The organism is Chthonomonas calidirosea T49 (genome assembly GCF_000427095.1).
Lineage (GTDB): Bacteria > Armatimonadota > Chthonomonadetes > Chthonomonadales > Chthonomonadaceae > Chthonomonas > Chthonomonas calidirosea.
Genome location: NC_021487.1, coordinates 3,114,650 through 3,140,974, shown reverse-complemented (window position 1 = coordinate 3,140,974; position 26,325 = coordinate 3,114,650). Strand labels below are relative to the sequence as shown.

Genomic DNA, 26,325 nt, shown 5'->3' with positions numbered 1-26,325 from the left:
CGCTTGAAAACGCTCCAGCCTGTCTTTACGTAGGCTCCGAGCCCCGATCGGAATCTGAAGATGAGCTTTGTTCCATCCTCCCGATCGTTTGGTGTAAGCCCTCAAAGAAGCTAGCCTTCTTAGACTGTTCCGTTTTTTTCGCGCTTCTCGGTTCAGCCGATTCGCCCTGCCAATTGCGCACGGTCTCACGAAGCTTGTCCCTATCTATACCGCTCAGGAGCAACGCTTCCACGGCTAGCCCTCCATCGAGATGCAATAGCCCCAATAAAAGATGATCGGTACCCACATCGGCATGGTTCAGCAGACGTGCCTCTTCATAGGCCGCATCAATCACCGGTTTGCTTTTCGGGTGCAACTGCATCTCCTGCTGTAGCGGCGCGTGGGCAGACCGTTCCGAAAGGTGTGTGCTCAATTCGTCACGCAACTTCTCTACATCCACTCCGGAATGCGCCAGCACATGCGCTCCTCTACAATCCCCTTGGCGCAAGATGCCCAGCAGAATATGTTCCGGCTCTATCAATACAAGCCCTCTCTTCCCCGCCTCTTCCTGCGCTAACACGAAGGCAAGACGGCTATGTTCGGTAAAGTATTGCAACATCTGTTTTCATCCCCCGAAGTCTCTCGTCTACGTTGCTGAGGCATCCTTCACCGTGTTGCGAGCCGTGCTTAAACCTTCAGGCCATCCACCTTCGTGAGCTCGCGAAAGGCCGCGATGATTCGCTGGGTAATGCGCCCAGGTTTGCCCTCTCCTATCTTACGCTGGTCGCACGTGACCATCGGGATCACCTCGGCTGCCGTACCAGTAAGAAACGCCTCATCGGCATTGTAGACGTCGTATAAGGTAAGGCTCGTTTCGCGGCAGGCAATGCCCATATCGCGGGCCAAATCCATCACAGCTTGGCGCGTAATTCCTGGCAGAGCGCCATCAGTTGTGGGCGGCGTTAGAAGCATGCCACCGGAAACCACAAAGATGTTATCGCCGGTCGCCTCAGCCACATAGCCCTGCATGTTCAGCATAAGGGCCTCTCCAGCCCCCATGCGGTTGGCCTCCATCTTTGCCATGATATTATTGACATAGCGGCCCAACGACTTTATCTGAGGGTCTATACAAACAGCGGGAGGAACCCGCGTCGAGGCGGTTATCACGTGCAAACCGTTCTCATACATCTCCTGAGGGTAAAGTCGCAGCTGTTCGGTAGAGATAACCAGCGTGGGGGTCTTTCCGATATGCGCCGGATCGAGGCCTAACCCGACCCCCCTTGATACCGAAAGCCGTATATAGCCGGAGTAGTGCCCATTCTTCCGCACCAACTCCGCTATCTGCTGTTGGAGAACTGGTTTGTCCACACAAAGCTCGATACCAAGCGCCCGCACCGAGCGAAAGAGCCTTGTGAGGTGCGGTTCGAGCCGAAAGATGTTGCCATCGTAGACACGAATCCCCTCAAAAGCGCCATCGCCATAGAGAAAGCCATGGTCGTAAATGGAAAGATGGGCCTCGGCTTTGGGCACCAGCTTCCCGTTAATATGTACCCACTGTTGATCGGAGGGAGCCGGATGGCTCTTTTCTGTTTTTCGCACCGCGTCTCAGTCCTCTTTGTTTCGCTCCTCACCAACTCTGAAAGGTCGGCGCTATTTGAAGTATACCCCCTTCTCGAAGACTATTTCCACCTTAGGCAACGTCGTGCCACGCCAGCCGCTACCAGGTCGGGCAGCCATCCGCCTCTAAAACCGCCTCCGCCAACTGCCGACGCAGTTGCATGGGGTTCCACGCAGGAAAACGCAGTGTTTGCATTGCTTTTGCAAGAGGCCGATTCGCCGACATCGGCGCCCCCAAACAAGCCACAGCGTAGGTTGCAGCCCGGTAGGCCATATCGGCATAACTGATGGCAGCTACCTGGGCGGATAGCAGCAACGGCTCTGATGGTCGGCCTATTAGCTTCAAACAGCGCAAACAACGTAGGTAAAGGCTCTCTAATCCATAGGCCGCGCTGATGACATCGGCAACTGCGGCGACGATCTCTTGGGCCTCGCGCCAAGGCTCTTCTCTTTGCGTAAGCCCTTGCAAAAGCAGCTGTGCGCTCCGCTTCGCTCCATCGGCCGCAGCGGCAATGGACTCCAACTCCTCTCGCCCTCCCGCCGCAGCGACCAGTGGTTGACCCTCTCCCTCGCCAGCTAGGGCCTCCCAAAGGGGAAGAACCCCCATCTGTCCTCTGCGCATCAACTGCGTTACAATGGCGATGCGCAGCAGCTCGTTGGCACCTTCTCCAATTCGCAGCAGCCGCTGGTCGCGCCAAGCGCGTGCAAAAGGCAACTCCTCGGTGTAGCCATAGCCACCATGCAGCTGAATGGCCTCATCGGCAAGATAGCTATAAGCCTCTGAGCCGAGCACCTTCACGACACAACATTCCAAGGCAAACTCCTCTGCGGCCGCACGGTAATGCAGGGGAGCCTCCTCTGAATCGGGCACAATGCCGCTGAAGGCCTCTTCCAGATCGCCTGCCAGGCGATAGACCATGCTCTCCAATGCAAAAATATGGCCGGCCATCTCGGCCAGCTTATGCCGAATGAGCCCATAATCGGCGATGGGGCGCCCAAAGGTTTTGCGCTGCTTGGCGTAGCTTGCACACAACGCCAAAATCTGTTTTAAACCGCCTACAGCGCCTGCCTCCAGGCGCAGACGCCCCATGTTGAGGGCACAAAAGGCCGCATGGTGACCAAGACCATCGGCAAAGGCGTTCTCCTTTGGTACCTTTACCGCCTCAAAAATGACACGACGCGTGGAGGTACCATGCATGCCCAACTTATGCTCTTCACGCCCTAGGGAAAGCCCCTCGCTGCTGCGCTCTACCAGAAAGGCGGTAAACTCCTTCTCGCCGGTGCGAGCGAACACGGTGAACAGATCGGCGATCCCGGCATTGGTGATCCACATCTTCTCGCCGTTGAGAATGAAATGGAGTCCGTCAGCAGAAGGGGTTGCCCGTGTCTGCATTCCCAATACGTCGGAGCCCGATCGCGCCTCGCTCAGGGCAAAACCGGCGATCCACTCTCCGCTGGCTATCTTCGGTAGATAGCGACTTTTCTGTTCATGATTGCCAAAGTAGAGAAGAGGAAGCGCGCCTAAAACGGTCTGCACCTCGTGGGTCAACGCAAAGGATTGCTGAAAATTGAGCTTCTCCGCGATAAGAGCTCCTACCATCTGAGAGAGTCCGAGGCCCCCGTAGACCTCGGGTACATCGCCGGCGAGCAGGCCCAACTCCCCAGCCTGTTGCATAAGCTGCCTTACCAGGGCGTGGTCGCCGTGTTCTATGGCCTCGACATGGGGCAGTACCCGATCGTGTAGAAACTGCTCTGCCGTTTTGCCGATGAGGCGGTCTTCTGCGGTAAACATTTCGGGAACGAATATCTCCTCTGGAAGGGTGGCCTCCAGAAGAAAAGCGCCCCCTCTCTTTTTAGTGGTGCGCATCATAACCTAATGCTCCTTTTGAGAGTCTCTACTCTCTTTATACCTATCGGCAAGAGGTTTCTACGTCATTAGCTCGGAGGTATAATTAAGCACTGTATCTACGGAGAATCTTTGATGTCCATGCCGAACGTGCCCACATCACTTGCCTCGCTGCCCGATGAGCGGGGGCATTTTGGCCCTTTTGGGGGGCGGTTTGTGCCGGAGACCCTTATCCCCGCGCTCGATGAACTGGTGACCGAGTACCATAAGGCGAAAGCCGACCCCGACTTTCAAAAAGAGCTAGATCTCCACCTACGTGACTTCGTGGGACGTCCCACACCGCTCTATTTTGCGCAACGGCTTTCGGAGCACTATGGCGCTCGCATCTACCTAAAGCGCGAGGATCTTTGCCACACCGGCGCCCATAAGATCAACAACACGCTAGGCCAAATCCTTTTGGCACGTCGCATGCGCAAGCCCCGCATCATCGCAGAGACGGGGGCCGGCCAGCATGGAGTGGCTACAGCCACGGTCTGCGCCCGCTTCGGCCTCGAATGTGAGGTCTACATGGGCGAAGAGGATGTGCGTCGCCAGGAGCTGAATGTCTTTCGAATGCGCCTGCTCGGCGCCAAAGTGACGCCGGTCTCTAGCGGCACCGGCACGTTGAAGGACGCGACCAACGAAGCGATACGCGATTGGGTTACCAACGTACGTACGACGCACTACATTATCGGTTCGGTGGTAGGTCCTCACCCGTACCCCATGTTGGTACGCGATTTTCAATCCGTCATTGGGCAGGAGACACGAAGTCAAATTCTGGAGAAAGAGGGTCGGCTGCCCGACATTCTGCTGGCCTGCGTGGGCGGTGGCTCAAACTCAATTGGGCTTTTCTATCCCTTCCTCAACGACAGTGGGGTGCGGCTCATCGGGGTGGAGGCCGCCGGTGAGGGCATTGAAACAGGGCGTCATTGCGCCACGCTCACTGCCGGCACCCCGGGCGTCTTCCAAGGTTCTGCAAGCTATCTCATTCAAAATGAGGATGGGCAGGTAGCCCCCTCGCACTCTATTTCGGCCGGCCTTGACTATCCGGGTGTGGGGCCGGAACACTCCTATTTGAAAGAGACGGGGCGTGCCGAGTACGTTGCGGTTACGGATGAGGAGGCGATTCAGGCTGTCCAACAGCTTGCCCGACTGGAGGGCATTATCGCAGCCCTCGAAACCGCTCATGCCTTCGCCTACCTTAATACCCTAGCCAAAACCCAGCAGCTTACCAAAGAGACCATCGTCGTCATCAACTGCTCGGGGCGCGGAGATAAAGACATGAACACCATCGCACGAGTTCTGAAGTTACAATGAGCCGAATAGTCCAACGTTTCGCCGATCTACAAGCCCGCAACGAGAAAGCGCTTGTTGGTTTTATCACGCTAGGTGACCCTACCCCCGAGCAGACTGTGCCTCTCGTGGTAACCCTTGCCGAGGCCGGTGTGGACGTGGTGGAGCTTGGTATTCCTTTCAGCGACCCACTTGCTGATGGGCCCTCTATTCAGGCCTCCTCTCAACGCGCCCTTCAAAACGGCATCACGGTGGCCAAATCGCTCGATATCCTCCACCAGATTCGTATCAAATGCCCTCATCTGCCCCTCATTGTGATGACCTACTACAACCCCATCCTGCGCTACGGCCTTGCGCGCTACGCCGCGGACGCTAAGCAGGCTGGGGTTGACGGACATATCGTTACCGACCTTATTCCTGAGGAGGCAGAGCTGTGGAAGCGCCTGTCCAACGAGCACCAGCTCGACACCATCTTTCTGCTCGCCCCCACCAGCACCGAGGCGCGCATTCAAAGCGCCGCGCAGCTCTGCAGCGGCTTCGTCTATTGTGTCTCCCGCACCGGAGTTACAGGGGCAAGGCGAGATGTGCCTCAGGAGTTAACGGAGGTGGTCGCGCGCATTCGACACCACACGAATCTGCCCATCTGCGTCGGGTTCGGTGTATCCCAGCCCGAACATGTGCGCGCCATCTGCAGCTTCGCGGACGGTGTGGTGGTAGGCAGCGCCTTAGTAGACCTTATCTATGCCCATCGTAACTCGCCTGAACTTCTCTCCGAAGTCTATCGTTTTGCCCACACTCTAAAAACCGCCACACGCAGCGGGTAAGGTTAGGTGAAACCCGCCGGTAGCTCACTCTACTCAACGGTGACGCTCTTGGCCAAGTTACGGGGTTGGTCTATATCACATCCGCGCTCGCGGGCGATGTAGTAGGCCAAAAGCTGGAGCGGAGCAATGGCGAGAATCGGCATCAGGTAGTCTGGTGCCGAAGGCAGAACAATGCGCTCGTCGGCCCCATCGGAAACGACGCCTTCCGGCTCTACAACCACCACGGTGCCCTGCCTGGCTTTGACCTCTTTCAGATTGCTCTCCATCTTTTCACGGGTAAGGCTCTGCGTCGAGATGCCGATGACGGCCACGCCTGGCTCGATCAGCGCTAAAGGCCCATGTTTCATCTCACCGGCTGGATAGGCCTCCGCATGAAGATAGGATATCTCCTTCAGCTTCAGAGCCGCCTCCAGCGCCGTGGCATAGTCCAGCCCACGTCCCAGATAGAAGAAGGATTTGCTGCTAACGAGCTTACGGGCCAACGCCTTAATGGCCTCCTCCTGCTGCAAACAGCGCTCTAGCAGCTGAGGCATCTCCGGCAAGGCACTCACGAGCGTTTGTAGGTGAGGTGGTAGACCGCCAGGGGATTCAAGCTGAGCTAAAAATAGCCCTAGTAGAGCCAACACCACCAGTTGTGCCAGGTAAGCTTTGGTAGAGGCCACGCCGATCTCAGGGCCCGCTTGAGTTAATATCACCGCATCCGCCTCACGCGCCAAAGTGCTGCCAATAACGTTCACAATGGCCAGTGTGGTGGCACCGCGCGCCTTCGCCTCTCGCATCGCGGCCAGGGTATCGGCTGTCTCGCCCGACTGAGAGATAAGGATCACCAGGGTGTCGGGGCCGACAATGGGATCGGAATAGCGGAACTCACTTGCCACTGAGATCTCCACAGGGCGACGTAGCCACTGCTCTAGCCACCGTTTCCCCACCGCACCGGCATGGTAGGCCGTGCCGCACCCCACAATGGCGATCCGCTCAAACCGTTGCAGGTCTTGAGGCGTAAGGGACAGGCCCGGAAAAGCAATGCGCTCCTCTTTGGCGAGTCTTCCTCTTAATGTGTCCTGCACGGTGCGTGGCCCTTCGTGTATCTCCTTCAACATGAAATGGGCATAGCCGCCCTTTTCCGCGGCTTGATCATCCCAGTCCACATGGAGAACGGCGCGCTCTTGCACGCTCCCTTGTCTATCGGTGATGATCACCCGCTGAGGAGTTATGACGGCAAAATCGCCGTCTTCCAACGGCACCATATGGCGCGTGTGTTGCAGAAGCGCCGTTATATCGGAAGCAATCAGCTTTTCTTCGTGACCTAAGCCGATGATGAGCGGCGAGTCTTGTCGCGCCACATACAGCGCTTGGGGCGTGTCGGTACAGATCACCGCAATGGCATAGGAGCCTCTTACACGGCTCAGTGCGGCGCGAATGGCACGTGCGATCTCTTTTTGGGAGGCCGTGGTGGACGGTAAGTTGGCCTCGATAAGGTGTGCCAGCGTTTCGGTATCGGTTTCAGAGGCAAAAACATGCCCCTGTGCGAGGAGCTGCTGTCGCAGCTCCACATAGTTTTCGATGATACCGTTATGCACGACAGCAAGTCGCTTCTTGCAATCGGTATGAGGGTGGGCATTCGTCTCACAGGGTCGCCCGTGTGTTGCCCAACGCGTGTGCGCGATGGCTGCCGATGCCTGTGCTGGCACCTGAGACAGCAGCTTTTCAAGGTTTACGATGCGGCCCTCCGCTCGCACCACCTCAAGTCCTTGGGAGGAGAGATAGGCGATGCCTGCCGAGTCGTAGCCGCGGTATTCCAAGCGTTTCAGATTATTTAGCGCCGTGGAAACGGCCTCTCTAGCACCGATATAGCCGGTGATTCCACACATGGGATTTGCTACTCCTTACCTTTTAATTTCTCTAACGTTTTGCGCCTTGAGCCGTTATTCCGGCCTCTGCGCTCCTGGGCACTATATTCCACCTCAAGCGGAGTTTCCGTAGGCTCCGCCTCTATAGGCGGCGCCACAATATACTCGAAGTGGGTACCGCACTCCGCAAGGCGTTCAGCCAACTTCTGCAGCTCCTCGGCCTGCTCGGCGGTTACGGCATCGGTGAAGAGACGCACGACCTTGCCGTGAAGCACAGTACCTCCAAAACTCCAGGGATGCCGCCGCCCCAGCTTATGGCTGTCGGCCGCGATCAGAATCTCCGGCACGCCCTGCAGCAACTGTTTGAGAAACGCGGCCTCTTCGGCGCGATGGGAGAAGAGATCAAGCCCACCCAACGGCGCCGCAGGCCCAAACAGGACACCGCTTGCGCCCACAATGGCGATACCAGGCTGAAAGGTACTGCGGAACTCAGGCGCGTGAAAGGCGCAGTCGTCCGGATCGTAGATTTCGCCAAGCACTCCAGTGGCCACCCCTGCGGCCACAAGTTCCAGCAGCGAGGGCACGCTGTTCGTAAAGACAATAAGATTATGCGGAGGTCGCCCTTCCACAACAGAACGCCGAATCTCGCAGGCCACAGCGTAGGTGGTACTGCCGGCGGTGAGCGCAATGGCCATCTCATCGGGAAGCGAACGAACAATGGCACGAGCGATGGCCTGTTTTGCTTCGAGATTGCGATCCAGTTGATCGGTAAAGTAGCCTGGGCTGTAGGGCGAACGTGCCACCATGACTCGCCCACGTCGCACCTCTAACCCTCGAACACGGCTTAGCAGCTGCTGTAGATAGTCTAAGTCTCTGCGAATTGTGCGCGAGTCGCAACGCATGAGGGCCGCAAGGTCTTCAAGATGGAGGTGTTCTTCACTCTCCTCTAAAACCTTTAACAAGCGCATTCTCCGCGCATCCGCGTTTTCGGCCATGATGGTTCTCTCCTTTGAAACTCCCTTCATGGGGAGATTTAGACATATTATAACATCAAAATGACGGAAATATCTAGCGTTTTCGACATGATCACTTCTTATTAGAGACATATCGAATCGAACAGTGACGAGCTAAAACGCCGTTCTAGCGCCTCTCTTTCCCATTCAAGCTCTTCTTACCCCTCAATCTTCGCAAATTGGTATGGCGCCAAGATTGCTTTTTCGCCATATCCATTAAAAGCCGGTCAAAACTCGTGTATACTTATTGTGAAAAGCGCCGAAGGAGAGCGGCGCCCTTGGAGGAGTATGGATAGATATGAACAGTTCGACACCACTGCGTGTAATGGTCTGGGACGAGAATCCCCCTCATGCCCCTAAAAAGGTGTACCCCAACAGCATCAATGGAGCCATTGTAGAGGCGCTTAATGAACTTGGGGAAGGAAGTATCCTCGCATTTCCGTCTAATCTCGATGGCCCAGAGCAGGGCTGCAGCGAACAGGCCCTTCAAGAGACCGATGTGCTTATATGGTGGGGCCACGCCCGCCATCGTGAGGTTACTGACGAAACCATGATGCGCATCTACGACCATGTGCATCAGCGGGGAATGGGCTTCATCGCCCTGCATTCAGCCCACTACTCAAAACCTTTCCAAGCCGTTCTCGCCTGCCCAGGCCACCTAAAAGGAGGCTGGCGTGAAGCCGACCCACCCGACACCGAAGAGATTCGAGTCTGCGCCCCAAAACACCCTATTGCCAAAGGTGTAGAGGATTTTATATTGCCTCAGGAAGAGATGTACGGTGCTCCCTTCGATGTGCCGCCCCCGCTTTGTGTGGTCTTCCAATCCTACTTTCCTTTGGGGGGCGAGTACTTTCCCTCCGGCTTGTGTTGGACGGTAGGAGTTGGCAAAAAGGAAGGGTTTACCTCCGGCCGCGGGGGTGGAGAGAACGAAGGTGAAGGGGCTGGCCGAGTGTTCTATTTCCGGCCTGGTCACGAAACCTTTCCTACCTATTTCCATCCTACCGTGCGTCGGATCATCTATAATGCCGTGCTTTGGTGTGCGCGTCGCGTCTAGTAAATCAAACGGCGAGGGATGGCACCATGCCCCCTCGCCTTCCCAAACTTTGCATCTCATGCTCTACCTCAGCTCCCCTGCCGATGGACTCGAGGGTCTAAACGTGGTTTCTCTCCTTCTCTAATCCAATAGAAGGCATTGGCCTTCAGAGGCCCAAAAGTTTGACGTCCCCCTCGTGGCCAAAGAATCTCCCCGCCCTCTATCTCCACTGCATCGGCTAACCCAAAGTTGAGGCGTGTGTCGCTGTGCGACACATAGCTCCCGCCCCCGTGCACCCAGCGCGTCTGCTTGCCATAGCGGGTGTGAACAACGAGCTTCGCGCCAATAGCATCTCTATTACAATGCACTCCCTCCAAACGAAAGGTGATCCAGTTATTCTGGTTGCCTCCATCGTTGCGGAACAGTTGTAGCGGACCGTTTTGAGCTACCATGACGACATCGGGGTCGCCATCGTTGTCGTAATCGCCCACGGCAAGACCGCGAGTTACTCGTGGTTTAGCTAGGTCGCCCAACGATCGGAGGTCTTCGGAAAACTGACCACGCCCCGCGTTATGAAACAGCTGCTGACTTTGAGCATAGCTCGCCCCAGACCCCAAAATCTCGATATGATCAAGCACATGCCCGTTGCCCACCACGATATCGAGATGCCCATCGAGGTCGTAGTCCAAACTCTCCAAACCAAACCCAAGAAACTGCAGATTGGTGCTCATCATGCCCGACTGATAGGTGCTGTCATCAAATAGCCCGTCACCCACATTATGGTAGACCGACTTTGGCTCGCCCGAAAAGTTGACCACGATAAGGCTATCGCGGCCATCGTCGAAGAAGTCGCCAGCGGCAATGCCCATGCCTGAAAGCGCCTGCCCGTCCGGACCTACGGCAACCCCCGCTTGTAGGGCCTTATCGGTAAAAGTACCGTCGTGATTATTGTGAAAGAGGAAATTGGGCATGGTATCGTTGGTCACAAAAAGATCGAGCCAGCCATCCTCATCGTAGTCGAACCAAAGCGCGCTCATCGCTTTGCCAAGCGCCTTTGCGATGCCCGACTTTGAGGTAACATCGGTAAAGGTGCCATCTCCGTTGTTATGAAAGAGACGGCAGAAATTAGGGGTGTAGACCTGAGGACGACAGTAAGAGGGTTCGCCGCGCAAGGGACAGGGGCGATCAAGCGCAAGCGACCAATGTGCGTAGTGACACACAAAGAGATCAAGATAGCCATCGTTATCGTAGTCGCCCCAGGCACTTGAGAGGGGCCAAGGCCACTCCGGCCCTGCGGTATCTGCCAAGCCGGCACGCTCGGTAACGTCGGTAAAGGTGCCGTTTCTGTTGTTACGAAAGAGACGATTGCCACCATAGGCCGTGATATAGATATCGGGCCAACCGTCGTTATCGTAGTCGGCCACCGACACCCCCTGCCCATAGCCCGTATAGACGTCGAGGCCCGATCCGGCGGTTACATCGGTGAACGTGCCGTCTCCGTTATTTCTGTAGAGCGCGTTGCGTGTAGGGAAGGCGACTTTAGAAGCCGGAGCGCCCGGCACCGGCCCACCCTGTACGGCAAAAATATCGAGCAGGCCATCGTTATTGTAATCGAGGAAGGCCACTCCTCCTCCCGTCGATTCGATGAAATAGTGATGTCCCGTCGCACCATTACTGAAATACCAGTGGAGACCGGCAGCCGCCGTTACGTCGGTGAAACGAAGAGAGTGGTTGGTAAGCAATGGCGCGTTATCAATCTGCTGAGGTTTGTAAACGGTGGAGATGGGAAAAACGGACAGCTTGGGGTCGTGGCGACGGCATCCCGCGGCGTTTAAGGCACCTCCTAGCAGCATTAACAAAAGCTCTCGGCGAGTTATCATAGCTCTGCAGGGTTCACCAAAGGAACGTAGTTAGGATCGGCCAGCCTTTTAGCCAACTTGGTCAGGTGATGGCGTTTACAGTAATCTATTAATGCTGCACGGGTGCGCTTGTTTGTGGGATCCTGCTCTACCATCAGCTCGTAGTACTCCAACGCTTTGGCATAATCTCCAAGCAGCTCCTCCGTATGAGCAAGCTGCAGCCCTGAAGCGACATCGTGTGGGTTAAACTGCATTCGATGTATCAACTGATCCACATCGTTGCGCCACTGCAGCACCTTCTGGTACTGAAGGGCTACGGCTCGCTCATGCTGTCGGTCCCCCAAAAGACGATAGCACTCTAATAGCCCGTTTAAGATGCCGTTGTCGTTGGGCGAGATAGTGCTCCCGGCGAGATAGAATTTGAGAGCCTTTTTAGGGAATCCTGCTTCCACCAGCAGGCGCCCGAGAAGCGTATAGGGGCGCACGTCGTTGGGCATCCCTTTGCCTGCCAAGATCGCGTAGGCCATCGCTTTTCTTAGGTTGAAGGGCGTGTGCGGCTTATGTTCGTAGAGCACCCCCATAAGATAGCAAGCATTCGGGTCGTTTTGGTGCTTTTGGAGGTAGGGAGTAAGGTCTTTTTCGGCCTGAGCAAGCTGGAGGTCATCCATCTCATTTGCCACCAACGCGATGAGAAATCGCGGGTCTTTTTTTAAGTGATAGGCCCGTCTTAGCGCCCAAATAGCCTTTTCTCGATTATGCAGTTCAGCCTCGATCATACCGTAACCGCCAACAGCCTCCGGATTATTTGGCAGCAGCTCCATTGCCCGCTTCGCAGCAGCCTCTGCGATGTCCATACGCCCCTCTTGATGGGCAGCTCTGGCCAATTCGAGCTGTAATTCTCCATCATTGGGATTGAGTTCGGCAGCCCTCTTCAAGTAGTAGGTGGCCTGAGGATAGCGAAAAATCTCCCCGTAGAGTAGGCCTAACTGCTCATAGCAACCATAAAAGCGTGGGTCACGCTTCACCCCTTGTAACCAGAGCCGTTCCGCAACAAAGGGTTTGTTAGAGGCCATCGCTTTCATACCGGCCACATAGTAGCGCATGCCTGGACGATGCCACTGCATCCAGAACCAAATAAGATAGCCTATTGCCAAAGCTCCTCCAAGGAGACACAAACAGAGCAAGAAGCCTCTCCCTCGCTTCGTTTTGGCGAAGCCAAGCGAGGACGCTGCTTCTAACCCTTGATCTTGGCGACGATGCATCAAAAGCTTCATCCGTATCACCGGAGCAGCTCTTCAACCCCTCTCTCTACATCGAAAGCGGCCAGGAAAGAAGGACGCATCCTCCTCTCCTTAGCCGCTGAAAGTATGATCGCCAGTTGAAACTAATGGGTTGGTGCATTCGTGCCAGCATACTGCGATGGCGCCCAGTCCTTCATCGGGGCGAACTTCGCATGACCATCCACGAACACCAGGTTGCGCTGCCCGCCGGGCGGCACAGCGATATCGAAGACCTGGCTATCGTAGCCAAGCTCATCAAATATCATGGCCTTAGTGGTTGGTTCCTGAATAGCGGCCATCGAGACTCCACGGCGCACAGAAGCACCGCAACCGTTCCATTGAGCAATGGTAATACCTAAAGAAGCGTTTTGGCCTGTTTGCCATGTTTGATCCAACAGCGTTCGCAAGTCCCAGTAGTCATGGTCGTACCACGAATCGAACATAGTGCCGTAGCTCGTATAGGGCCATGACTTGGTGCCATTGGTTGCCCAAGAGGCATCGTTGGGACAGATGTACATCTGCTTGTTTTTAATGTAGGGGTAGATCTGCATGGCGTTTCCGCAGGCCGCATTGGGATCAGTGGTCGTGTCCGGAGCATGCCAGTTGTCGCCGTCAGGGAACTCCTCATCCCAATCTTGCACATACATGAGGGCGGCCAAGCCGAGCTGCTTTAGGTTACTTAAGCAGGCAGTGCGACGCGCCATAAGTCGCGCTTTCGCGAACACGGGAAAGAGAATCGCTGCTAATATTGCGATAATAGCTATCACTACGAGCAGCTCAATAAGGGTAAAAGCTGAGGTCTTTTTCATAAGCAGTCTCCTTTGCATTCGATTTTTTTTGTGTTTAGGGGTTAGAACCACTCGGGGGTGGTCCGCTAGGGGTACCGGCATGCATCGCACGGTACATCTGCATCATGCGTTGTGCTGCACTACTTGAGGCTGGTGCAGGAGCCGATTGAATGTCCACTCCAGGGGGCGGCTGACCGCCAGGCCCCACGGCACGCGGGTTGTGTCCTTGGCGATAGGCCTCCATCAGCTTTGCTGCGGCGCCTTTGACCGGCTGTGGCCGATTCATCCAGTAGTATCCTAGCCCAACGATGAGGGCAAGCACCACCACGACAATGATGAACGCCACAGGCCCACTAATTGATTGTTTCATTGTAGAGCCTCCATTTTCGAATGAGCTTCGGAATACAGTTACACCACGCGGTATCCATATTCCTTCTCTCCTATACATATTATAACACCAAACCTTTGGTATGTCAAGTTTAGAACATAATTACGACGACATACTCAATGCTCCACAACATGCCGATCTTTCAGGTGCTTTTTAATCTCAAATGGGCAGTTAGAGTGTCTCTTACCTTTAAAACGGCAGGATGACAATGAAGAATAATAGAGCCTTATCTGCATACTTTGTGCTTGAAAGCGAACCGATACATCAATAAAAAACTTCCACCCTTCTCAGAAGGGTGGAAGTTCCACATCGGAATCCATCTAGGCGGCGGGCTTGATCTCGATCTTGGCGCCTTCGGCCTCGAACTTGGCCTGCAGTGCCTTCGCCTCGTCCTGATTCACGCCCTCTTTGATCTTGGCAGGCGCGGACTCGACGAGATCTTTGGCCTCTTTCAACCCAAGGCTGGTAACTTCGCGCACCACCTTAATAACCGCGATCTTCTTATCGGCAGGATAGGACGCCAGAATCACATCGAAGCTAGTGGGAGCCTCTTCGGCAGGAGCAGCCCCGCCATCGGTCGCAGCGGCAGCTGGGGCCACGGCCACACCCATTACCGGTGCGGCCGCGGAGACACCAAAAATCTCCTGCAGCTCTTTAGAAAGCTCCGATAGCTCTAAAACCGACATGTTCTTAATCGCTTCGATAATCTCTTCTTTGGTAACAGCCATTTTCTCTTTTCTCCTCTCTTAGGCAGTTCCTCTGCTGCTATGTTTTCCTAGGCCGCAGCCTTTTTATCGGCGATGGCCTGAACGGTGCGTACAAACTCACCGATGATGTTGTTGAGCGTGCCCACAAAGTTCGATGCAGGCGCGTTTAGGGAGCCGATGAGCTGCGCCACGATCTGCTCTTTAGGCGGCAACTTCGCGATCTCGGCGACCTGTTCGGCCGAATAGACCTTCCCGTCAATCCAGCCCGCCTTTATCTGCACACCGGGGCGGCGGAGTTCACGGAAGAAGTCGGAGGTGGCTTTTGCTGTCGCTACGAGATCCCTTGTGGAAAACACAATAGCTGTCGGGCCCTGGAGCAGCTGGTCCAGCTTTTGACCCTGCTCGCGACCTAACGCCAACTTGAAGAGGGTGTTTTTCACCACATGGTATTCGCCACCCGTTTCACGCAGTCTTTTGCGCAAAGCGGTGATCTCAGCAACCGTCAGCCCCCGATACTCCGTAAGGATCGCTCCGTCGCTCTGCGCAATGAGCTGGCGCAACTCCTCAACCTTCTGTACTTTCTCTGGGTTTGGCATAACGTTTCCTCTGCAACCTTTCTATGGGCTGCCTTGTTCCCGATTGCGGCAGAAAGATCGGCCAGATGCAAAAAGCCCGGCCTTCCACTTGCGCATGCAAGAGAAGTACCGGGCGCGTTAACGCGAGAAACTCGCGAGAACTCTCTTCCGTTGACTCCTGGCTTCTCCTCGGCAGGCCCTCTCTTCGAGACTTAAGTTCGCCCGGGCGAACACCTGCTGTCTGCGGCAAGCGAAGGAACTCTCGTTTTCGAAATTATTGTGGCACGAAACCATCCTTCCTGTCAACATTCAACGATGGGGCGCGCTACAGCCAGTCTGGATTTTATCTCTCTGGTCTTTCGCTGACTACAAGTAAGGGAAAGAGGCACTCGTACAAGCTTTTGCAGGAAATGAGCGTTTACTCAACGAAATAGAGCTAGAAATTTTCTGCCAATGAGAGGTTACGATGGAACCTTTTTGGGGACCTGCGCTCCACAACATCTTTCTACTTTCTCAAGCCAAAACGCGCTCTATAAGCGCGGAAAATCCCACTGGGGAAAAAGGCAAGGGGGGCATGGCCACGGAAGGAGCCGGTGCGCGCGCCGCACGGGACTTGGGACAAGGCTGGAAAGTCTCTCCCTGCATCACGCTACCCGCTCGAACAACGGTAACCCTTGCCGAAATCCAAGGCCCCGGCACTATCCAACATATTTGGAACACGGTGCACCCGGACTGGTGGCGTCGCCTCGTTTTCCGTGTCTACTGGGACGATGAACCGACTCCCTCCATAGAAACACCCCTAGGCGACTTCTTTTGTAATGGTTGGTGCCGACGTTGCAATGTGAACTCGCTGCCCATCGTCGTGAACCCTGCGGGCGGCTTCAACTCCTATTGGCCGATGCCGTTTCGCCAATCCGCCCGCATCTGCATCGAAAACCTCTGGGATGAAGACTGCCATGGCTACTACTACCAGATCACCTATGCCCTCACGGAGGTACCTGAGGACGCGGGTTATCTGCATGCCCAGTTCCGCCGTTCAAATCCTCTTCCCTACAAGCAGGTACATACCCTGCTCGACGGCGTTCAGGGACAAGGGCACTACGTGGGCACCTACTTGGCCTGGCAGGTCAACAATAACGGTTGGTGGGGAGAAGGTGAAATGAAGTTCTACCTGGACGGCGACGGCGATTTCGCCACCATCGTCGGAACAGGCACGGAGGACTATTTCGGAGGTGCCTGGAACTTCGAACACCCACCAGGACAGTATGGAGTCTACTCCACACCCTTCCTCGGCATGCCTCAGGTGATCATGGCCGGAGAAGGTGGTATGTATCAGTCGCAGCAGCGCCACGGCATGTACCGCTGGCATATTCCAGACCCCATCCGTTTTGAAAACGACATCCGGGTCACCATTCAAGCGCTTGGGTGGCGCAGCGGGGGCCGCTATCTCCCTCTACAAGACGATATCTCCTCCACCGTATGGTGGTATCAACGGGAACCGCACGCGCCGTTTCCACCTCTACCCGACCGTGACGGCCTAGAAGTGATCTAGTTTATAAGCGCGGGTGAGGTGTCGCGACACCACAGGCCTGTCCTTTCCGTATTCTCAAACGGATCGGTGGTGTTTTGAAAGGAGCAAGCTATGCGGCCGCAACCAAAACAGAGGACGCTTTCCTTTGGGCTACTGTTGGTGGGTCTATTTGCTGTAACCAACGCTTTGTCTCAGCCTACCAACTTCTTACAAGACCCCCTCGCCCGCGCGCTGCAGCGCCAAGATGTGTTCGTAGGGCGTACCCGTCGGGCCGACGTGGATGTTCGAACGCTTTTAGAGGTCGCGCATAACGCGCCTGCCGATATGCCGGTTAAGATCGCGGTGATCTCCGGTCTTCCAAGTCAGGCCCGTGCGTTTGGCACACGCGACGCCTATACCCATGCCCTTCACTCCTGGTTGAAACTGGGTCGTGGACTGCTTATTATCGAAACCAAGCACGGTATCTCCGCAAGCTCATCGGCTCTTTCGGGCACTCAGATACGAGATGTGCTCCGGCAGCATCTCTCTGAGCTTCAAACAGATCCCACACAAGGGCTTAAGGATGTGGTCGAGGCCCTCATTCAAACGGCAGAAGCGACCTCAACCGCTTCTTCCCAAACCACCACGGCAGGCTCGCAGGCGCCAGTATTTGGAGAAACCGGCATGCCCGTGCGACGTTCACCATCTCCTATCGTTGCAGGTATCGTTTTTGCCATTTTCGGCATCTTCGCCTTGCTGGTGATCTTCATGGCGATCGCCGGCCAGATCGCCTCTGCCGTCAATCGCAATCGTATCAAGACCGCCATAAAATACCGACTAGAGAGGCTTCACCGTCAAATTGTGGAGAATATCTCCTATGCTGATAACTATCTCGATCTTCTACCGGCCTCTGCTGCGGCTCAAGCGGCTAAAGAGGCGCGCCAACGTGCCGCCGAGCTGGATGCACAAGCCGTACAACTGCTACGCACCTCCCGAAACCCACAAGACTATGGGCGTGCTGAAGCGCTTTTACAAGAGGCGCTGCAACAGGTTCAACTCTGTAGACAACAGATTGACATAGCAACGGGCGGCACGGGTGTGGCCATGGCTGTAGAGGGCACCGACTATCGGGTTACGCCGGCGAACGCCCCCTCGAAGGCCGCTCCCCTGTCGGCCCCAGAGCTTCCCGACGAGATTCCACCAGAAGAGAGAGCCGTCTGCTTTTTCTGCTCACGACCGGCCCGTATCTCCGACCTAACGCCCATCACCATCGCTATAGATGGCAAGCGTCGTAAGGTGCTTGCCTGTGCGGAGGATGTGCGCATCGTTCAACAGGGCGCTATTCCTCAAATTCGAACGGTATCGGTAGGAGGGAAAGCTGTGCCATGGTACGCAGCGCCGAATTACGATCCCTATCGCGATTACTACGCCCCTACCGTCACCTACGCCCCTGTATATGCCTCGAGCGATGGATTCTTTGAAGGCTTCCTTCTCGGATCCCTGCTTTCTCCACCCGCCCCGCTTCCCTATCCGATCTTCGTAGATCCCGTAGAGGTTGCTACACCGGCACAGATGGTCGAGCCGATCTTCCCCGACACCACCTTCACCGATTCGGGGCTGTCGGATACCGGCAGCGTGGACTTCAATAGTAACGGCGGCATAGATACCGGCAGCGTGGACTTCGGATCTGGCTCTGATATCAGCGCCGACACCGGAGGCGTGGATTTCGGTGGAGATACCGGTGGGGCCGATTTTGGTGGAGATAGCGGCAGCTCGGACTTCGGTGGCGGCGATTTTTAACTTCGTCTAAGGAGCAAGAACCCATGCTTTGGCCTCGCTTTGCCGTATCGGCAGCACGCAGACGTTTTTTGGGCGGGGGCTTTCTGGCCTACTTTTTGCGGTTTTGGCAAAAAGAGAACAACGCGCCGTCATCCCCTCCACTGAGCGCATCTGGACTCCCTCTTCATGCTCACATGCGGATGGGTAATCCACCCGTGCAGCCTCTCGATACCATGATCCTTTTTGAACGCGGCGACAACAACAACGGTCGTGCAGAGACCCATGAAGTGCTCTCGCTAATCCATCAGGAAAAAGGAGCACGCTCCTATCCATGGACGCTCTACGCCAGCTTGGAGACGCACCACACAGAAGGCGACGCGTGTGTGGTCTGCTCACGCCTACATAAATACGGGCCGGGGTGGTCTACAGGCCTGCACTCCGAAGTGTTCACCCACTCCCGTGCTGTCGTTATAGGATGCAATATCGAAGTTAGCAACGACTATCAAGGGCCGGATGCAACCTTAGCGATCGGGCTCAATATTCAAGCCAAGGGCCCTCAAAAAACCCAATATGGCATTCAGATTCATGGAGATGGCGCTTTCGAGCGCAGCATTGGGCTAAACGGTTCTGGATCCATCGGTTTAGACCTCGGCGGGAAATTCGATGTGGGGGTGCACGCACACCAAAACCCTATTCGCCTGAGCGAGGGCACCTGCATCGAGCTGGAGGATACAGGCACGATTCGGATGAGGTATCTCAAAGGGCGCATCGAATTTCTGAAGGGCGATCGCTGCTTCGCTCACATTGATGTGGAAGGCCCTGACCACGCGCTGTAGCCACTACATCCTTCGGAATCTGCGAGGGATAAGAACGGCGGCTGTCCTGTAGCGCAGTATCGGATTTTGCGTCTGATTCTCCGCGAGGACGTCCGAACCAACTTGACAGACGGCCTCGATTCGGCGTAAAATGTAGGGTGCAATGCGGGAGTAGTTCAGTGGCAGAACGTCAGCTTCCCAAGCTGAATGTCGCGAGTTCGAGTCTCGTCTCCCGCTTTGGGGCGTCGGCAGTTCGGCGCCTTCTACAAGGGGCCGTACCCAAGTGGCTAAGGGAGCGGTCTGCAAAACCGCGATTCACCAGTTCGATTCTGGTCGGCCCCTTTTTAGTGTTCTTCCCCTCGGCATCGCGCAAACCATTCGCTACGTGCCTATTCCGCTGCAACAGCCACACCTGAATTCAGGTATCCTACGGCTGTATCATTGTCGTCTATAAGGAAAAGAGAAGAGGATGCCCCGTATTACCGTTGTCGGAGAGAATGAAAAGAGTTTCGAAGTACCTAATGGCACCAAGTTGGTTTTAGCCTTAGAAGATAACGGCGTTCCTATGCTGCATCGTTGTGGTGGACAGGCACGCTGCACCACCTGCCGCGTGGAGATCGTTGAAGGCACACCGCCCCCGATGGGAGATAAGGAACGGGCGGCCCTTATGAAAGAGCCTGGTTTAATTGAACACTATCGGCTTTCATGTCAGATTAGGGTCGAGAGCGATCTCACCATACGTATCCCGCCAAGACCCCCGCACCTTGAGGGAGTAAGCCCTGGCCCTCGTCCTCGTCCTTAAACCGTTTGCGCGTTGCCAGATGCGTTCGACTCTGCCTGGCTAACCCCAATGTTGGAGAGCTTATCGGCCCTTTTGTTCTGCTCACGGGGAACCGATGTTAGCGTGGCCTCTTTAAACTGCCCCATAAGCGCTTGCACTTTCTGATAGAGCGGCCAAAGGTGGGCCGTCCTTATCCGATAGGTGCCCTCGACCTGTCTTGCCATCAGTTCACTGTCGGTAAAGATGCGAATACACTCACAGCCTAACGCACGCGCCTCCTCAAGCGCACGAATAAGCGCGTGGTATTCGGCCACGTTGTTCGTCGTGCACCCAAGAGGTTCGGCTATTTCTCGCAGCGTATTGCCATTGTCGTCCAATAGCACCACTCCTAAGCCTGCTGGGCCTGGGTTGCCCTTGGCCGCCCCATCCACGTACGCTGTACATATTTTATGGCCCACCGTTCTCTCCTTAATCCTCCGGCACATAGAGAATGCGCCCGCAACTGTCGCAATGGACAAAGGTCTCGTAGCGTCGTGCGCGGTCTACCGTGTTGGTTGGCAGAGTAAGATGGCAGGCCGTGCATGTTCCGTTGATAACGGCAGCCACTGCCACGCCCTCTTTCGTTTCCCGGAGACGCTCGTAGGTGCGCAAGAGGCTAGACGGGACCTTCGCTAGTGCCTCTTTGCGTGCCTCTGTAAGCTCTTGCGACTCGGCCTTTATTTGGGTCGCCGCCGTGTTAAAGGCATCTATTTTAGCTTGCAGCTGCTTGGCCGCGACGGAAAGCGCTTGTCGGGCCTCTTTCTCTTCGGTTCGTCGCTGCTCCAAAGCCTCCATCAGCATCAGTACCTTCTCATCGAGGCGTGCTCTCTGTCGTCCTAGGGCCTCCACTTCGGCTTCCAAAGCCTGCAGTTCACGTGGAGAACGCACCGCACCGCTCTTCAGCCGCGCCTCTTCACGCGCCCGTTTGCTCTCAACCCCCTTCAACTCCAACTCGGCGTCGCGCAGCTCAGCCTCCAACTTCTTCACGGTCTCCTGTAGTGTAGAAAATGCCGCCTTTGCCTCTTCATACGCTTTGCGTTCGGCCTCTCCCCGGTCTAACCGAGCATACTCCCTACGTAGGTCAGCAATCGCGTTGTCAATCTCCTGCAAACGGTACAAGGCTTCCAATTCCGCTTGAATTCCCATACTAACGTGCTTTTATCCTCTCCAAAACTTGACCTCTTTCTCCTATATTAATCATTCTGACATAGATTCGACGAAGAAGGTGTCACATCCTGCAGCTGCTTCAAGTATAATGGAACTATGCCTTCCAACGTGCCAAATCGACATACGAACCAATTGCTCCTGCGCTGGCTTATAGGGGGTGTTTTGCTCGTCGCAGGTCTCATAGGTGCCTTATGGTATAACGAGCATCGCGCAATCAGCTGGAAAGACACGCTGGATCCTTTTTATTGGTGGCGTCGCTGGCACAACGAAGACCTCTACCTACCTCAACAAGATCTACTGCTCCACGGAAACCATCAACTGCCGGAGGTAGCCCTCACATTTGACGACGGTCCTCATCCACAAAGCCTCCCCTCTATCTTAGCTACCCTGCAGCGCTTTCATGTGCACGCTACTTTCTTCGACGTTGGAGAGAATATGGCAGTCTATCCAAACTTGGTGCGCGAGACGCTTGCGCAGGGCAACGAGATCGGCAACCATACGAGCACCCATCTGCGTCTGCCACGCCTCTCCCCTCTCGAACTTCATCACGAGATCAACGATGCCGACATCACTTTCTATCGTATCACCGGTCAGCATCTCTACTTGCTACGCCCACCGGGAATGGACTATAACGATCGGGTACTCGCCGAGGCGAAACAGATGGGTTATATCGTTGTAGGGTATACCGTGGGCGCCAAAGACTTTGTCACCGATGAGTCGGCATCCTTTATTGTGCACCGAACGCTCGATCGCCTAGAGAACGGCAGTATTCTTCTGCTACATGACTACCCTGACACCGCACGTGCCCTTCCCTCTATTCTAGAGGGCTTAGCCAAAAGAGGCTACCATGTTGTTACCATTTCAGAGATGATCGCACACTTGCCACTCAAGCCACGTCTTGCGGCGGTTCAGTTTCTTCGGCAACAGGGCGACCCTTACTTCGGCCCTATGGTCGCCTCGTGTGGAACCAATTTGGTATCCCCGAGTGTCGTAAAAGTACGTATGAAGAAGGAATACAAGCTTTCGCAGTCGAATTAAGCGGGCAATAGATTTCGGTTTATGGAGAAACTATTTGGAGGGATAAACGTCTGTGCAAGTATGGGATGCAGACCTGGCTGCCACACTGCATACAGGAGAACGAGCTGTGAAGTTACAGGCACGTGGTAGCCTTGTAGGGCGCGTTTTAGGAGTGCTTGTGTTTCTGGGCGGCGTTGGGCTGCTCGGATGGGTCTTTTATATCGCTTACGGCCTTTTTACCGCGCCGGCCTCAACAGCGCTTGACTTACGCTTCACCGGTAACCCTAAAACCGATCCGACCCTTGCTCTTATTGCGGCGCGATTCGGCTGGTTGCTGTTTCGTGTAATTCTTCTGATGATTATGGCTTTCTCCGGGTCGCTCATCACCCAAAAGGGTATTAACCTCTTCCTTTGTGCCGGTCATCACGGTGGCACCGAGACGCCCTCCGAGCGCTAGAACGATTGGAGAGTTGGGCGTAGAGGTTTGCGTTTATCGTTTCTACTAGGTAGAATAAAATGGACAAAAGCCGGTTTGGCTCTTTGTCATTATTTTGTTTTGGAAAGGGAGTTCTGAATGTTGCCTGCAGAAACCTCTGAGCGTTCCTTGGCGCCCGAAAACCCTCCAATGACAACGGCATCTGCCTTTGAAGCGATCCGTGCCATCGATCCTGTGCTTTACGACCTCATCCAGCGCGAAGTACAACGTCAAACCGAGATCGTGCGACTGATTCCCTCAGAAAACTACACATCGGCTGCCGTTATGCAGGCGATGGCTACCCCTTTTTGCAACAAATATTCGGAGGGCTATCCAGGGAAGCGCTATTACGAAGGCAATGAGATTATAGATGCGGTGGAGGAGTTGGCGCGCCAACGTCTAAAGCAGCTTTTTAAGGCGGATCACGCCAATGTACAGCCGCTCAGCGGCTCACCAGCCAATCAGGCAGCCTATCTCGCTCTCATGCACCCCGGCGACAGCGTGCTTGGCATGCACCTTCCGAGTGGCGGCCATCTTACCCACGGTTGGAATGTAAACTTCAGCGGGATGCTCTATCGCTCACATTTCTACGGGTACAACGAAGAGCAGGGCGTTACGGGCATGGACCCCGAAACGGGAATGCTGGACTACGAAGAGATACTTGCCATTGCGAAGCGTGTGCGTCCCAAAGTGATCTTTGCAGGCGGTACCGCCTATCCGCGTTATTGGGACTTCGCGCGATTCCGCGCAATTGCCGACGAAGTGGATGCCTATCTTGTTGCCGACATCGCCCACATTAACGGGCTCATTATCGGCGGTGTACACCCAGACCCTGTTCCCTATGCGCACGTGGTTACCTCTACCTCGCACAAAGCCATTCGCGGGCCGCGAGGCGGTTTCATTTTGTGTAAAGATGAGCCGATGAAAGATGATCCATCACAACGCCTACCCGATCGCATAGATAAAGCGGTCTTTCCTGGTCTCCAAGGAGGCCCCCATGGAAACACTATGGCGGCCCTCGCCGTCTGCTTTGCGGAGGCGGCTACCGAGGAATTCCGTGCCTACGCACACCAGATCGTAAAAAACGCTAAGGCGCTCGCACAAGCCCTGTTGGATAGAGGCTTTGTACTGGTAACAGGCGGTACAGACAACCACCTCATTCTCATAGATGTTATGCGCTCTCGCAAAATTCCTGGCAAACCCTTTGCCAAAGCGCTCTATATGGCGGGAATTGAGACCAACTTTAACTCGGTTCCAAACGACCCGCGCAAGCCCTTCTCCCCTTCCGGCCTTCGCATCGGCACCCCTGCCGTTACCACCCGTGGGTTCAAAGAGGAGCAGATGGTGCAGATCGCGGACTGGATGGACCGCGTGGCCGCTGCCTGCACGAAAGTGGGAGGAGAGTACCGATTCGACGAGATCAAGCTACGGGAGATTCGGGAAGAGGTGCGAGCTCTCTGTACTAGCGGAAAGTTCCCCGTGCCAGGGATCGAGATATAATCGTAGAGGCCATGAAAAATTTAACGCGGAAGGGATACCCTTCCGCGTTCTCGTTTCTGAGAGCACTGGGATTCGAACCCAGGGCCCACGCCTTAAAAGGGCGTTGCTCTACCACCTGAGCTATGCTCTCAAGGTCCACAGTTTTTGGATTATACTCTTTGCCTCCGTCATCTGTCAACCTGCCTTATCTGTTCTCTTCTCTCTCGAATCGATTCCCTAAAGAAAAAGGGTACGACGGCCGAAAACTCACTGTTTTAGTCTGCTTCGGGGCAATCGGAAATTTTTTCTAAATTTCCCTCAAATGGCTTCTTTGCCCGCTAATTTGGCACGGAAATTGCACTAAGGTTTAGTGACAGCGTATCGAACAGAACTAGACAGCGTGCGGAGGAAAGTTAGGATGGGAGTAATGAGTCAAAACAGTGCCTCGCCTTTCGTTACTGTTCAAGAGGAACGCACGGACTTAATAGAGAACCAAAAATCCCGGTCATACTCTGTTAGACCCTCCTATGAGCAAGAGATCCGTCGGTTCGCTAAAGACTACGTTGACCCGCGCTTCCCTTGCAAAGAGGTGCCTTACGCACGCCTAAAACGTATTTTTGACATCGTCGTTGCCTTATTTGCGCTCATCCTTTTTTCTCCTATCATGCTGCTTGCTGCTCTTCTGATCCGCCTTACCTCACCAGGCCCCATCATCTTCCGACAGGTGCGTGTTGGCAAGGGCGGGCGCTACTTTTGGTGCTATAAGTTTCGCTCCATGTGCGTAGACGCCGAACAGAAGAAACAACAGCTGCTTCACCTGAACGAGGCCAAAGGCCCTGTGTTCAAGATGAAGCGAGACCCTCGGGTTACCCCCGTAGGCGCCATTCTACGCAAATTAAGTATTGATGAACTGCCGCAACTTATCAACGTACTGAAAGGCGATATGTCCATTGTAGGCCCGCGCCCTCCTCTCCCCAGCGAAGTCGAGCAGTACGATGACTATGCTCGACAGCGCCTGGCCGTCCTTCCCGGCCTCACTTGTCTTTGGCAGGTAAGCGGGCGCAGTAACATCAGCTTTGAGCGCTGGGTCGAGCTAGATCTTCTCTATATCGAAACGATGTCCTTCCTTACCGATGTAAAAATTTTGCTTCAAACCATTCCAGCCGTTCTCACCGGCTCCGGTGCCCACTAGTTGTTAGGCACCTTTACCAACGTCGCTCTCCGCGCCCGTTAAAGCAAGAGTGTTTTAGCTTTGATGCACCGCAAGCCTGCCTGCAGAATCGTCTCTATCTATCGCGCTTGGTGTTGTAGAGCTGGCCACCTCTACAGAAAAGAACGTCTTCTACCTATTATTCGGGTATAATGTATCTGCTCGGAAGCTAACCACAAACAGAAAAGCGGTACTTTTCCGTTTAGCTTGCTAACAAGCAGAAGCACAACCGAGTACTACTGAAGTATGCATCGCGGCTCGCAAGTTTCCGCGCATGCCGATGCTGAAAAATAGAGAGGGAAAAACACCTTTATGAATTGGAACTTTCTAGGGCAGGAGGCGCTCGCCTTCGTCTTTTACTTCCTTTATGGAAGCTTTTTCGAGTGGGCGTTTCATCGGTATCTGTTCCATTCACCGCGATTTGTTAAGAGCACCTTCCGTGCGCATCAGTTAGTCCATCACCAACGCTACAAGTACGAGCCGACATCATACGAGTGGCAGGAAGGACAAGAGAAAGATCATGTGGCGATGAACTGGTTTGCCCTTGTGCTCTTTCTGGCTTTCCATGCACCGCTCTTTTGGACTGTTCAAGCGTTGACGGGCTGGCAGAGCATGTGGGGGGGACTGGCCGCTGTCACAACTTACTACGCCGTCTACGAGTATTTCCACTACTGCATGCATATTCCCGGGAATCGCTGGTTTGAAAATCGCTGGCCGTTCACTTTTGTGAAAGAGCATCATCGTATTCACCACAAATACATGCTGAAGAACCTCAACGTGTTCTTTCCTTTGGCCGATGTCTGCCTAGGTACTTTCGTCAGCGCCTCAAGCCTTCAAAAAACACGGGCTACCGTGGAGTCGAGCCTCAAAGAGAGCCACATCGCCAGTTAACTGTTTTCACATTTGTAGGCTGGAACCCTTAGGTCGTTCGTGCGATCTAAGGGTTTTTTGAGTTCATAGGC

Annotated in this window: 25 protein-coding genes and 3 tRNA genes; 14 read left to right on the top strand and 14 right to left on the bottom strand. The window is 54.8% G+C overall.

The window, feature by feature from the left end; all coding sequences use genetic code 11:
- Positions 1-25: 25 nt before the first annotated feature.
- The 3 genes from CCALI_RS13180 to CCALI_RS13170 all read right to left on the bottom strand — a co-directional run bounded on the left by CCALI_RS13180 (position 26) and on the right by CCALI_RS13170 (position 3,466).
- The gene (locus CCALI_RS13180; RefSeq protein WP_016483967.1) at positions 26-598 is read right to left on the bottom strand and encodes a Clp protease N-terminal domain-containing protein; all 573 of its coding nucleotides are present in this window, start codon (positions 596-598) and stop codon (positions 26-28) included.
- 68 nt (positions 599-666) lie between these two features.
- Positions 667-1,578: a branched-chain-amino-acid transaminase gene (ilvE, locus tag CCALI_RS13175; RefSeq protein ID WP_016483966.1), complete on the bottom strand. Its 912-nt coding sequence runs from the start codon at positions 1,576-1,578 to the stop codon at positions 667-669.
- Between the two features lie 118 nt (positions 1,579-1,696).
- Positions 1,697-3,466 carry an acyl-CoA dehydrogenase family protein gene (locus tag CCALI_RS13170; protein ID WP_016483965.1) on the bottom strand — a complete coding sequence of 590 codons (1,770 nt, stop codon included), beginning with the start codon at positions 3,464-3,466 and terminating at the stop codon, positions 1,697-1,699.
- A 111-nt stretch (positions 3,467-3,577) separates the two neighbouring features.
- Between CCALI_RS13170 and trpB the strand changes: the two genes are divergently transcribed.
- Positions 3,578-4,798: a tryptophan synthase subunit beta gene (trpB, locus tag CCALI_RS13165; protein ID WP_016483964.1), complete on the top strand. Its 1,221-nt coding sequence runs from the start codon at positions 3,578-3,580 to the stop codon at positions 4,796-4,798.
- Positions 4,795-5,598 carry a tryptophan synthase subunit alpha gene (gene trpA / locus CCALI_RS13160; RefSeq protein ID WP_016483963.1) on the top strand — a complete coding sequence of 268 codons (804 nt, stop codon included), beginning with the start codon at positions 4,795-4,797 and terminating at the stop codon, positions 5,596-5,598. The genes trpB and trpA overlap by 4 nt, the downstream gene beginning before the upstream one ends.
- Positions 5,599-5,627: 29 nt before the next feature.
- On the opposite strand, the gene glmS is transcribed toward trpA, so the two are convergent.
- Together glmS and CCALI_RS15535 are read right to left on the bottom strand one after the other, a co-directional pair.
- On the bottom strand, positions 5,628-7,469 hold the full coding sequence (gene glmS, locus CCALI_RS13155) for a glutamine--fructose-6-phosphate transaminase (isomerizing) (RefSeq protein WP_016483962.1): 1,842 nt from the start codon (positions 7,467-7,469) through the stop codon (positions 5,628-5,630).
- A gap of 8 nt (positions 7,470-7,477) precedes the next feature.
- Positions 7,478-8,443 (bottom strand): DeoR/GlpR family DNA-binding transcription regulator, encoded by a 966-nt coding sequence (locus CCALI_RS15535; RefSeq protein WP_016483961.1) that lies wholly within the window; start codon positions 8,441-8,443, stop codon positions 7,478-7,480.
- A 316-nt stretch (positions 8,444-8,759) separates the two neighbouring features.
- Here CCALI_RS15535 and CCALI_RS13145 point away from each other — a divergent pair, with 316 nt between their 5' ends.
- The gene (locus CCALI_RS13145; protein WP_016483960.1) at positions 8,760-9,515 is read left to right on the top strand and encodes a ThuA domain-containing protein; all 756 of its coding nucleotides are present in this window, start codon (positions 8,760-8,762) and stop codon (positions 9,513-9,515) included.
- Positions 9,516-9,583: 68 nt separating this feature from the next.
- On the opposite strand, the gene CCALI_RS13140 is transcribed toward CCALI_RS13145, so the two are convergent.
- The 6 genes from CCALI_RS13140 to rplJ all read right to left on the bottom strand — a co-directional run bounded on the left by CCALI_RS13140 (position 9,584) and on the right by rplJ (position 15,112).
- Positions 9,584-11,374 (bottom strand): CRTAC1 family protein, encoded by a 1,791-nt coding sequence (locus CCALI_RS13140; protein ID WP_016483959.1) that lies wholly within the window; start codon positions 11,372-11,374, stop codon positions 9,584-9,586.
- Positions 11,371-12,627, bottom strand: a complete 1,257-nt coding sequence (locus CCALI_RS13135; RefSeq protein ID WP_044949269.1) for a tetratricopeptide repeat protein — start codon at positions 12,625-12,627, stop codon at positions 11,371-11,373. Before CCALI_RS13135 ends, CCALI_RS13140 begins: the two co-directional genes overlap by 4 nt.
- Positions 12,628-12,737: 110 nt before the next feature.
- A complete protein-coding gene (locus tag CCALI_RS15530) occupies positions 12,738-13,442 on the bottom strand; it encodes a DUF1559 family PulG-like putative transporter (RefSeq protein WP_016483957.1) in 705 nt (234 codons plus the stop codon).
- Positions 13,443-13,476: 34 nt separating this feature from the next.
- Positions 13,477-13,791, bottom strand: a complete 315-nt coding sequence (locus CCALI_RS13125; RefSeq protein ID WP_016483956.1) for a hypothetical protein — start codon at positions 13,789-13,791, stop codon at positions 13,477-13,479.
- A gap of 338 nt (positions 13,792-14,129) precedes the next feature.
- On the bottom strand, positions 14,130-14,537 hold the full coding sequence (gene rplL, locus CCALI_RS13120; protein WP_016483955.1) for a 50S ribosomal protein L7/L12: 408 nt from the start codon (positions 14,535-14,537) through the stop codon (positions 14,130-14,132).
- 47 nt (positions 14,538-14,584) lie between these two features.
- Positions 14,585-15,112, bottom strand: a complete 528-nt coding sequence (gene rplJ, locus CCALI_RS13115; RefSeq protein WP_016483954.1) for a 50S ribosomal protein L10 — start codon at positions 15,110-15,112, stop codon at positions 14,585-14,587.
- A gap of 445 nt (positions 15,113-15,557) precedes the next feature.
- On the opposite strand from rplJ, the gene CCALI_RS13110 reads away from it, so the two are divergent.
- The 6 genes from CCALI_RS13110 to CCALI_RS13085 all read left to right on the top strand — a co-directional run bounded on the left by CCALI_RS13110 (position 15,558) and on the right by CCALI_RS13085 (position 19,997).
- Positions 15,558-16,643: a glycoside hydrolase family 172 protein gene (locus CCALI_RS13110; RefSeq protein ID WP_016483953.1), complete on the top strand. Its 1,086-nt coding sequence runs from the start codon at positions 15,558-15,560 to the stop codon at positions 16,641-16,643.
- Positions 16,644-16,733: 90 nt separating this feature from the next.
- Entirely contained in the window at positions 16,734-18,401 is a 1,668-nt protein-coding gene (locus CCALI_RS13105) for a hypothetical protein (RefSeq protein ID WP_016483952.1), read from the top strand.
- A gap of 23 nt (positions 18,402-18,424) precedes the next feature.
- Positions 18,425-19,216: a hypothetical protein gene (locus CCALI_RS13100; protein WP_016483951.1), complete on the top strand. Its 792-nt coding sequence runs from the start codon at positions 18,425-18,427 to the stop codon at positions 19,214-19,216.
- Positions 19,217-19,360: 144 nt separating this feature from the next.
- Positions 19,361-19,432: transfer RNA gene (locus CCALI_RS13095), tRNA-Gly, on the top strand.
- 32 nt (positions 19,433-19,464) lie between these two features.
- A tRNA-Cys gene (locus tag CCALI_RS13090) sits at positions 19,465-19,537 on the top strand.
- A gap of 127 nt (positions 19,538-19,664) precedes the next feature.
- A complete protein-coding gene (locus CCALI_RS13085; RefSeq protein WP_016483950.1) occupies positions 19,665-19,997 on the top strand; it encodes a 2Fe-2S iron-sulfur cluster-binding protein in 333 nt (110 codons plus the stop codon).
- Here CCALI_RS13085 and CCALI_RS13080 read toward each other — a convergent pair.
- Together CCALI_RS13080 and CCALI_RS13075 are read right to left on the bottom strand one after the other, a co-directional pair.
- Positions 19,994-20,434 carry a ribonuclease HI family protein gene (locus CCALI_RS13080; RefSeq protein ID WP_016483949.1) on the bottom strand — a complete coding sequence of 147 codons (441 nt, stop codon included), beginning with the start codon at positions 20,432-20,434 and terminating at the stop codon, positions 19,994-19,996. The genes CCALI_RS13085 and CCALI_RS13080 overlap by 4 nt on opposite strands.
- Before the next feature lie 10 nt (positions 20,435-20,444).
- A complete protein-coding gene (locus tag CCALI_RS13075; protein WP_016483948.1) occupies positions 20,445-21,161 on the bottom strand; it encodes a zinc ribbon domain-containing protein in 717 nt (238 codons plus the stop codon).
- Between the two features lie 129 nt (positions 21,162-21,290).
- Between CCALI_RS13075 and CCALI_RS15525 the strand changes: the two genes are divergently transcribed.
- The 3 genes from CCALI_RS15525 to CCALI_RS13060 all read left to right on the top strand — a co-directional run bounded on the left by CCALI_RS15525 (position 21,291) and on the right by CCALI_RS13060 (position 24,174).
- Positions 21,291-22,220: a polysaccharide deacetylase family protein gene (locus tag CCALI_RS15525; RefSeq protein ID WP_172636658.1), complete on the top strand. Its 930-nt coding sequence runs from the start codon at positions 21,291-21,293 to the stop codon at positions 22,218-22,220.
- Between the two features lie 52 nt (positions 22,221-22,272).
- Positions 22,273-22,656 (top strand): hypothetical protein, encoded by a 384-nt coding sequence (locus CCALI_RS13065; RefSeq protein WP_016483946.1) that lies wholly within the window; start codon positions 22,273-22,275, stop codon positions 22,654-22,656.
- 117 nt (positions 22,657-22,773) lie between these two features.
- Positions 22,774-24,174: a serine hydroxymethyltransferase gene (locus CCALI_RS13060; protein WP_016483945.1), complete on the top strand. Its 1,401-nt coding sequence runs from the start codon at positions 22,774-22,776 to the stop codon at positions 24,172-24,174.
- Positions 24,175-24,231: 57 nt separating this feature from the next.
- Here CCALI_RS13060 and CCALI_RS13055 read toward each other — a convergent pair.
- Positions 24,232-24,304 (bottom strand) — tRNA-Lys (locus CCALI_RS13055).
- Positions 24,305-24,580: 276 nt separating this feature from the next.
- On the opposite strand from CCALI_RS13055, the gene CCALI_RS13050 reads away from it, so the two are divergent.
- The gene (locus tag CCALI_RS13050) at positions 24,581-25,345 is read left to right on the top strand and encodes a sugar transferase (RefSeq protein WP_155850568.1); all 765 of its coding nucleotides are present in this window, start codon (positions 24,581-24,583) and stop codon (positions 25,343-25,345) included.
- Positions 25,346-25,675: 330 nt separating this feature from the next.
- Positions 25,676-26,254, top strand: coding sequence for a sterol desaturase family protein (locus CCALI_RS15520; RefSeq protein WP_016483943.1), 579 nt, complete (start codon positions 25,676-25,678; stop codon positions 26,252-26,254).
- Positions 26,255-26,325 lie beyond the last annotated feature (71 nt).

What these genes read in the sequence shown, in the direction of transcription:
- CCALI_RS13075 (WP_016483948.1), bottom strand. Translation starts at nt 21,161, where the DNA reads ATGGGAATTCAAGCGGAATTGGAAGCCTTGTACCGTTTGCAGGAGATT.
- rplL (WP_016483955.1), bottom strand. Translation starts at nt 14,537, where the DNA reads ATGGCTGTTACCAAAGAAGAGATTATCGAAGCGATTAAGAACATGTCG.
- CCALI_RS13125 (WP_016483956.1), bottom strand. Translation starts at nt 13,791, where the DNA reads ATGAAACAATCAATTAGTGGGCCTGTGGCGTTCATCATTGTCGTGGTG.
- CCALI_RS15530 (WP_016483957.1), bottom strand. Translation starts at nt 13,442, where the DNA reads ATGAAAAAGACCTCAGCTTTTACCCTTATTGAGCTGCTCGTAGTGATA.
- CCALI_RS13145 (WP_016483960.1), top strand. Translation starts at nt 8,760, where the DNA reads ATGAACAGTTCGACACCACTGCGTGTAATGGTCTGGGACGAGAATCCC.
- CCALI_RS15535 (WP_016483961.1), bottom strand. Translation starts at nt 8,443, where the DNA reads ATGGCCGAAAACGCGGATGCGCGGAGAATGCGCTTGTTAAAGGTTTTA.
- CCALI_RS13060 (WP_016483945.1), top strand. Translation starts at nt 22,774, where the DNA reads ATGTTGCCTGCAGAAACCTCTGAGCGTTCCTTGGCGCCCGAAAACCCT.
- CCALI_RS13135 (WP_044949269.1), bottom strand. Translation starts at nt 12,627, where the DNA reads ATGAAGCTTTTGATGCATCGTCGCCAAGATCAAGGGTTAGAAGCAGCG.
- CCALI_RS13100 (WP_016483951.1), top strand. Translation starts at nt 18,425, where the DNA reads ATGCTTTGGCCTCGCTTTGCCGTATCGGCAGCACGCAGACGTTTTTTG.
- CCALI_RS13170 (WP_016483965.1), bottom strand. Translation starts at nt 3,466, where the DNA reads ATGATGCGCACCACTAAAAAGAGAGGGGGCGCTTTTCTTCTGGAGGCC.
- rplJ (WP_016483954.1), bottom strand. Translation starts at nt 15,112, where the DNA reads ATGCCAAACCCAGAGAAAGTACAGAAGGTTGAGGAGTTGCGCCAGCTC.
- CCALI_RS13105 (WP_016483952.1), top strand. Translation starts at nt 16,734, where the DNA reads ATGCGGCCGCAACCAAAACAGAGGACGCTTTCCTTTGGGCTACTGTTG.
- glmS (WP_016483962.1), bottom strand. Translation starts at nt 7,469, where the DNA reads ATGTGTGGAATCACCGGCTATATCGGTGCTAGAGAGGCCGTTTCCACG.
- CCALI_RS13085 (WP_016483950.1), top strand. Translation starts at nt 19,665, where the DNA reads ATGCCCCGTATTACCGTTGTCGGAGAGAATGAAAAGAGTTTCGAAGTA.
- CCALI_RS13180 (WP_016483967.1), bottom strand. Translation starts at nt 598, where the DNA reads ATGTTGCAATACTTTACCGAACATAGCCGTCTTGCCTTCGTGTTAGCG.
- trpB (WP_016483964.1), top strand. Translation starts at nt 3,578, where the DNA reads ATGTCCATGCCGAACGTGCCCACATCACTTGCCTCGCTGCCCGATGAG.
- CCALI_RS15520 (WP_016483943.1), top strand. Translation starts at nt 25,676, where the DNA reads ATGAATTGGAACTTTCTAGGGCAGGAGGCGCTCGCCTTCGTCTTTTAC.
- CCALI_RS13050 (WP_155850568.1), top strand. Translation starts at nt 24,581, where the DNA reads ATGAGTCAAAACAGTGCCTCGCCTTTCGTTACTGTTCAAGAGGAACGC.
- trpA (WP_016483963.1), top strand. Translation starts at nt 4,795, where the DNA reads ATGAGCCGAATAGTCCAACGTTTCGCCGATCTACAAGCCCGCAACGAG.
- CCALI_RS13110 (WP_016483953.1), top strand. Translation starts at nt 15,558, where the DNA reads ATGGAACCTTTTTGGGGACCTGCGCTCCACAACATCTTTCTACTTTCT.
- CCALI_RS13140 (WP_016483959.1), bottom strand. Translation starts at nt 11,374, where the DNA reads ATGATAACTCGCCGAGAGCTTTTGTTAATGCTGCTAGGAGGTGCCTTA.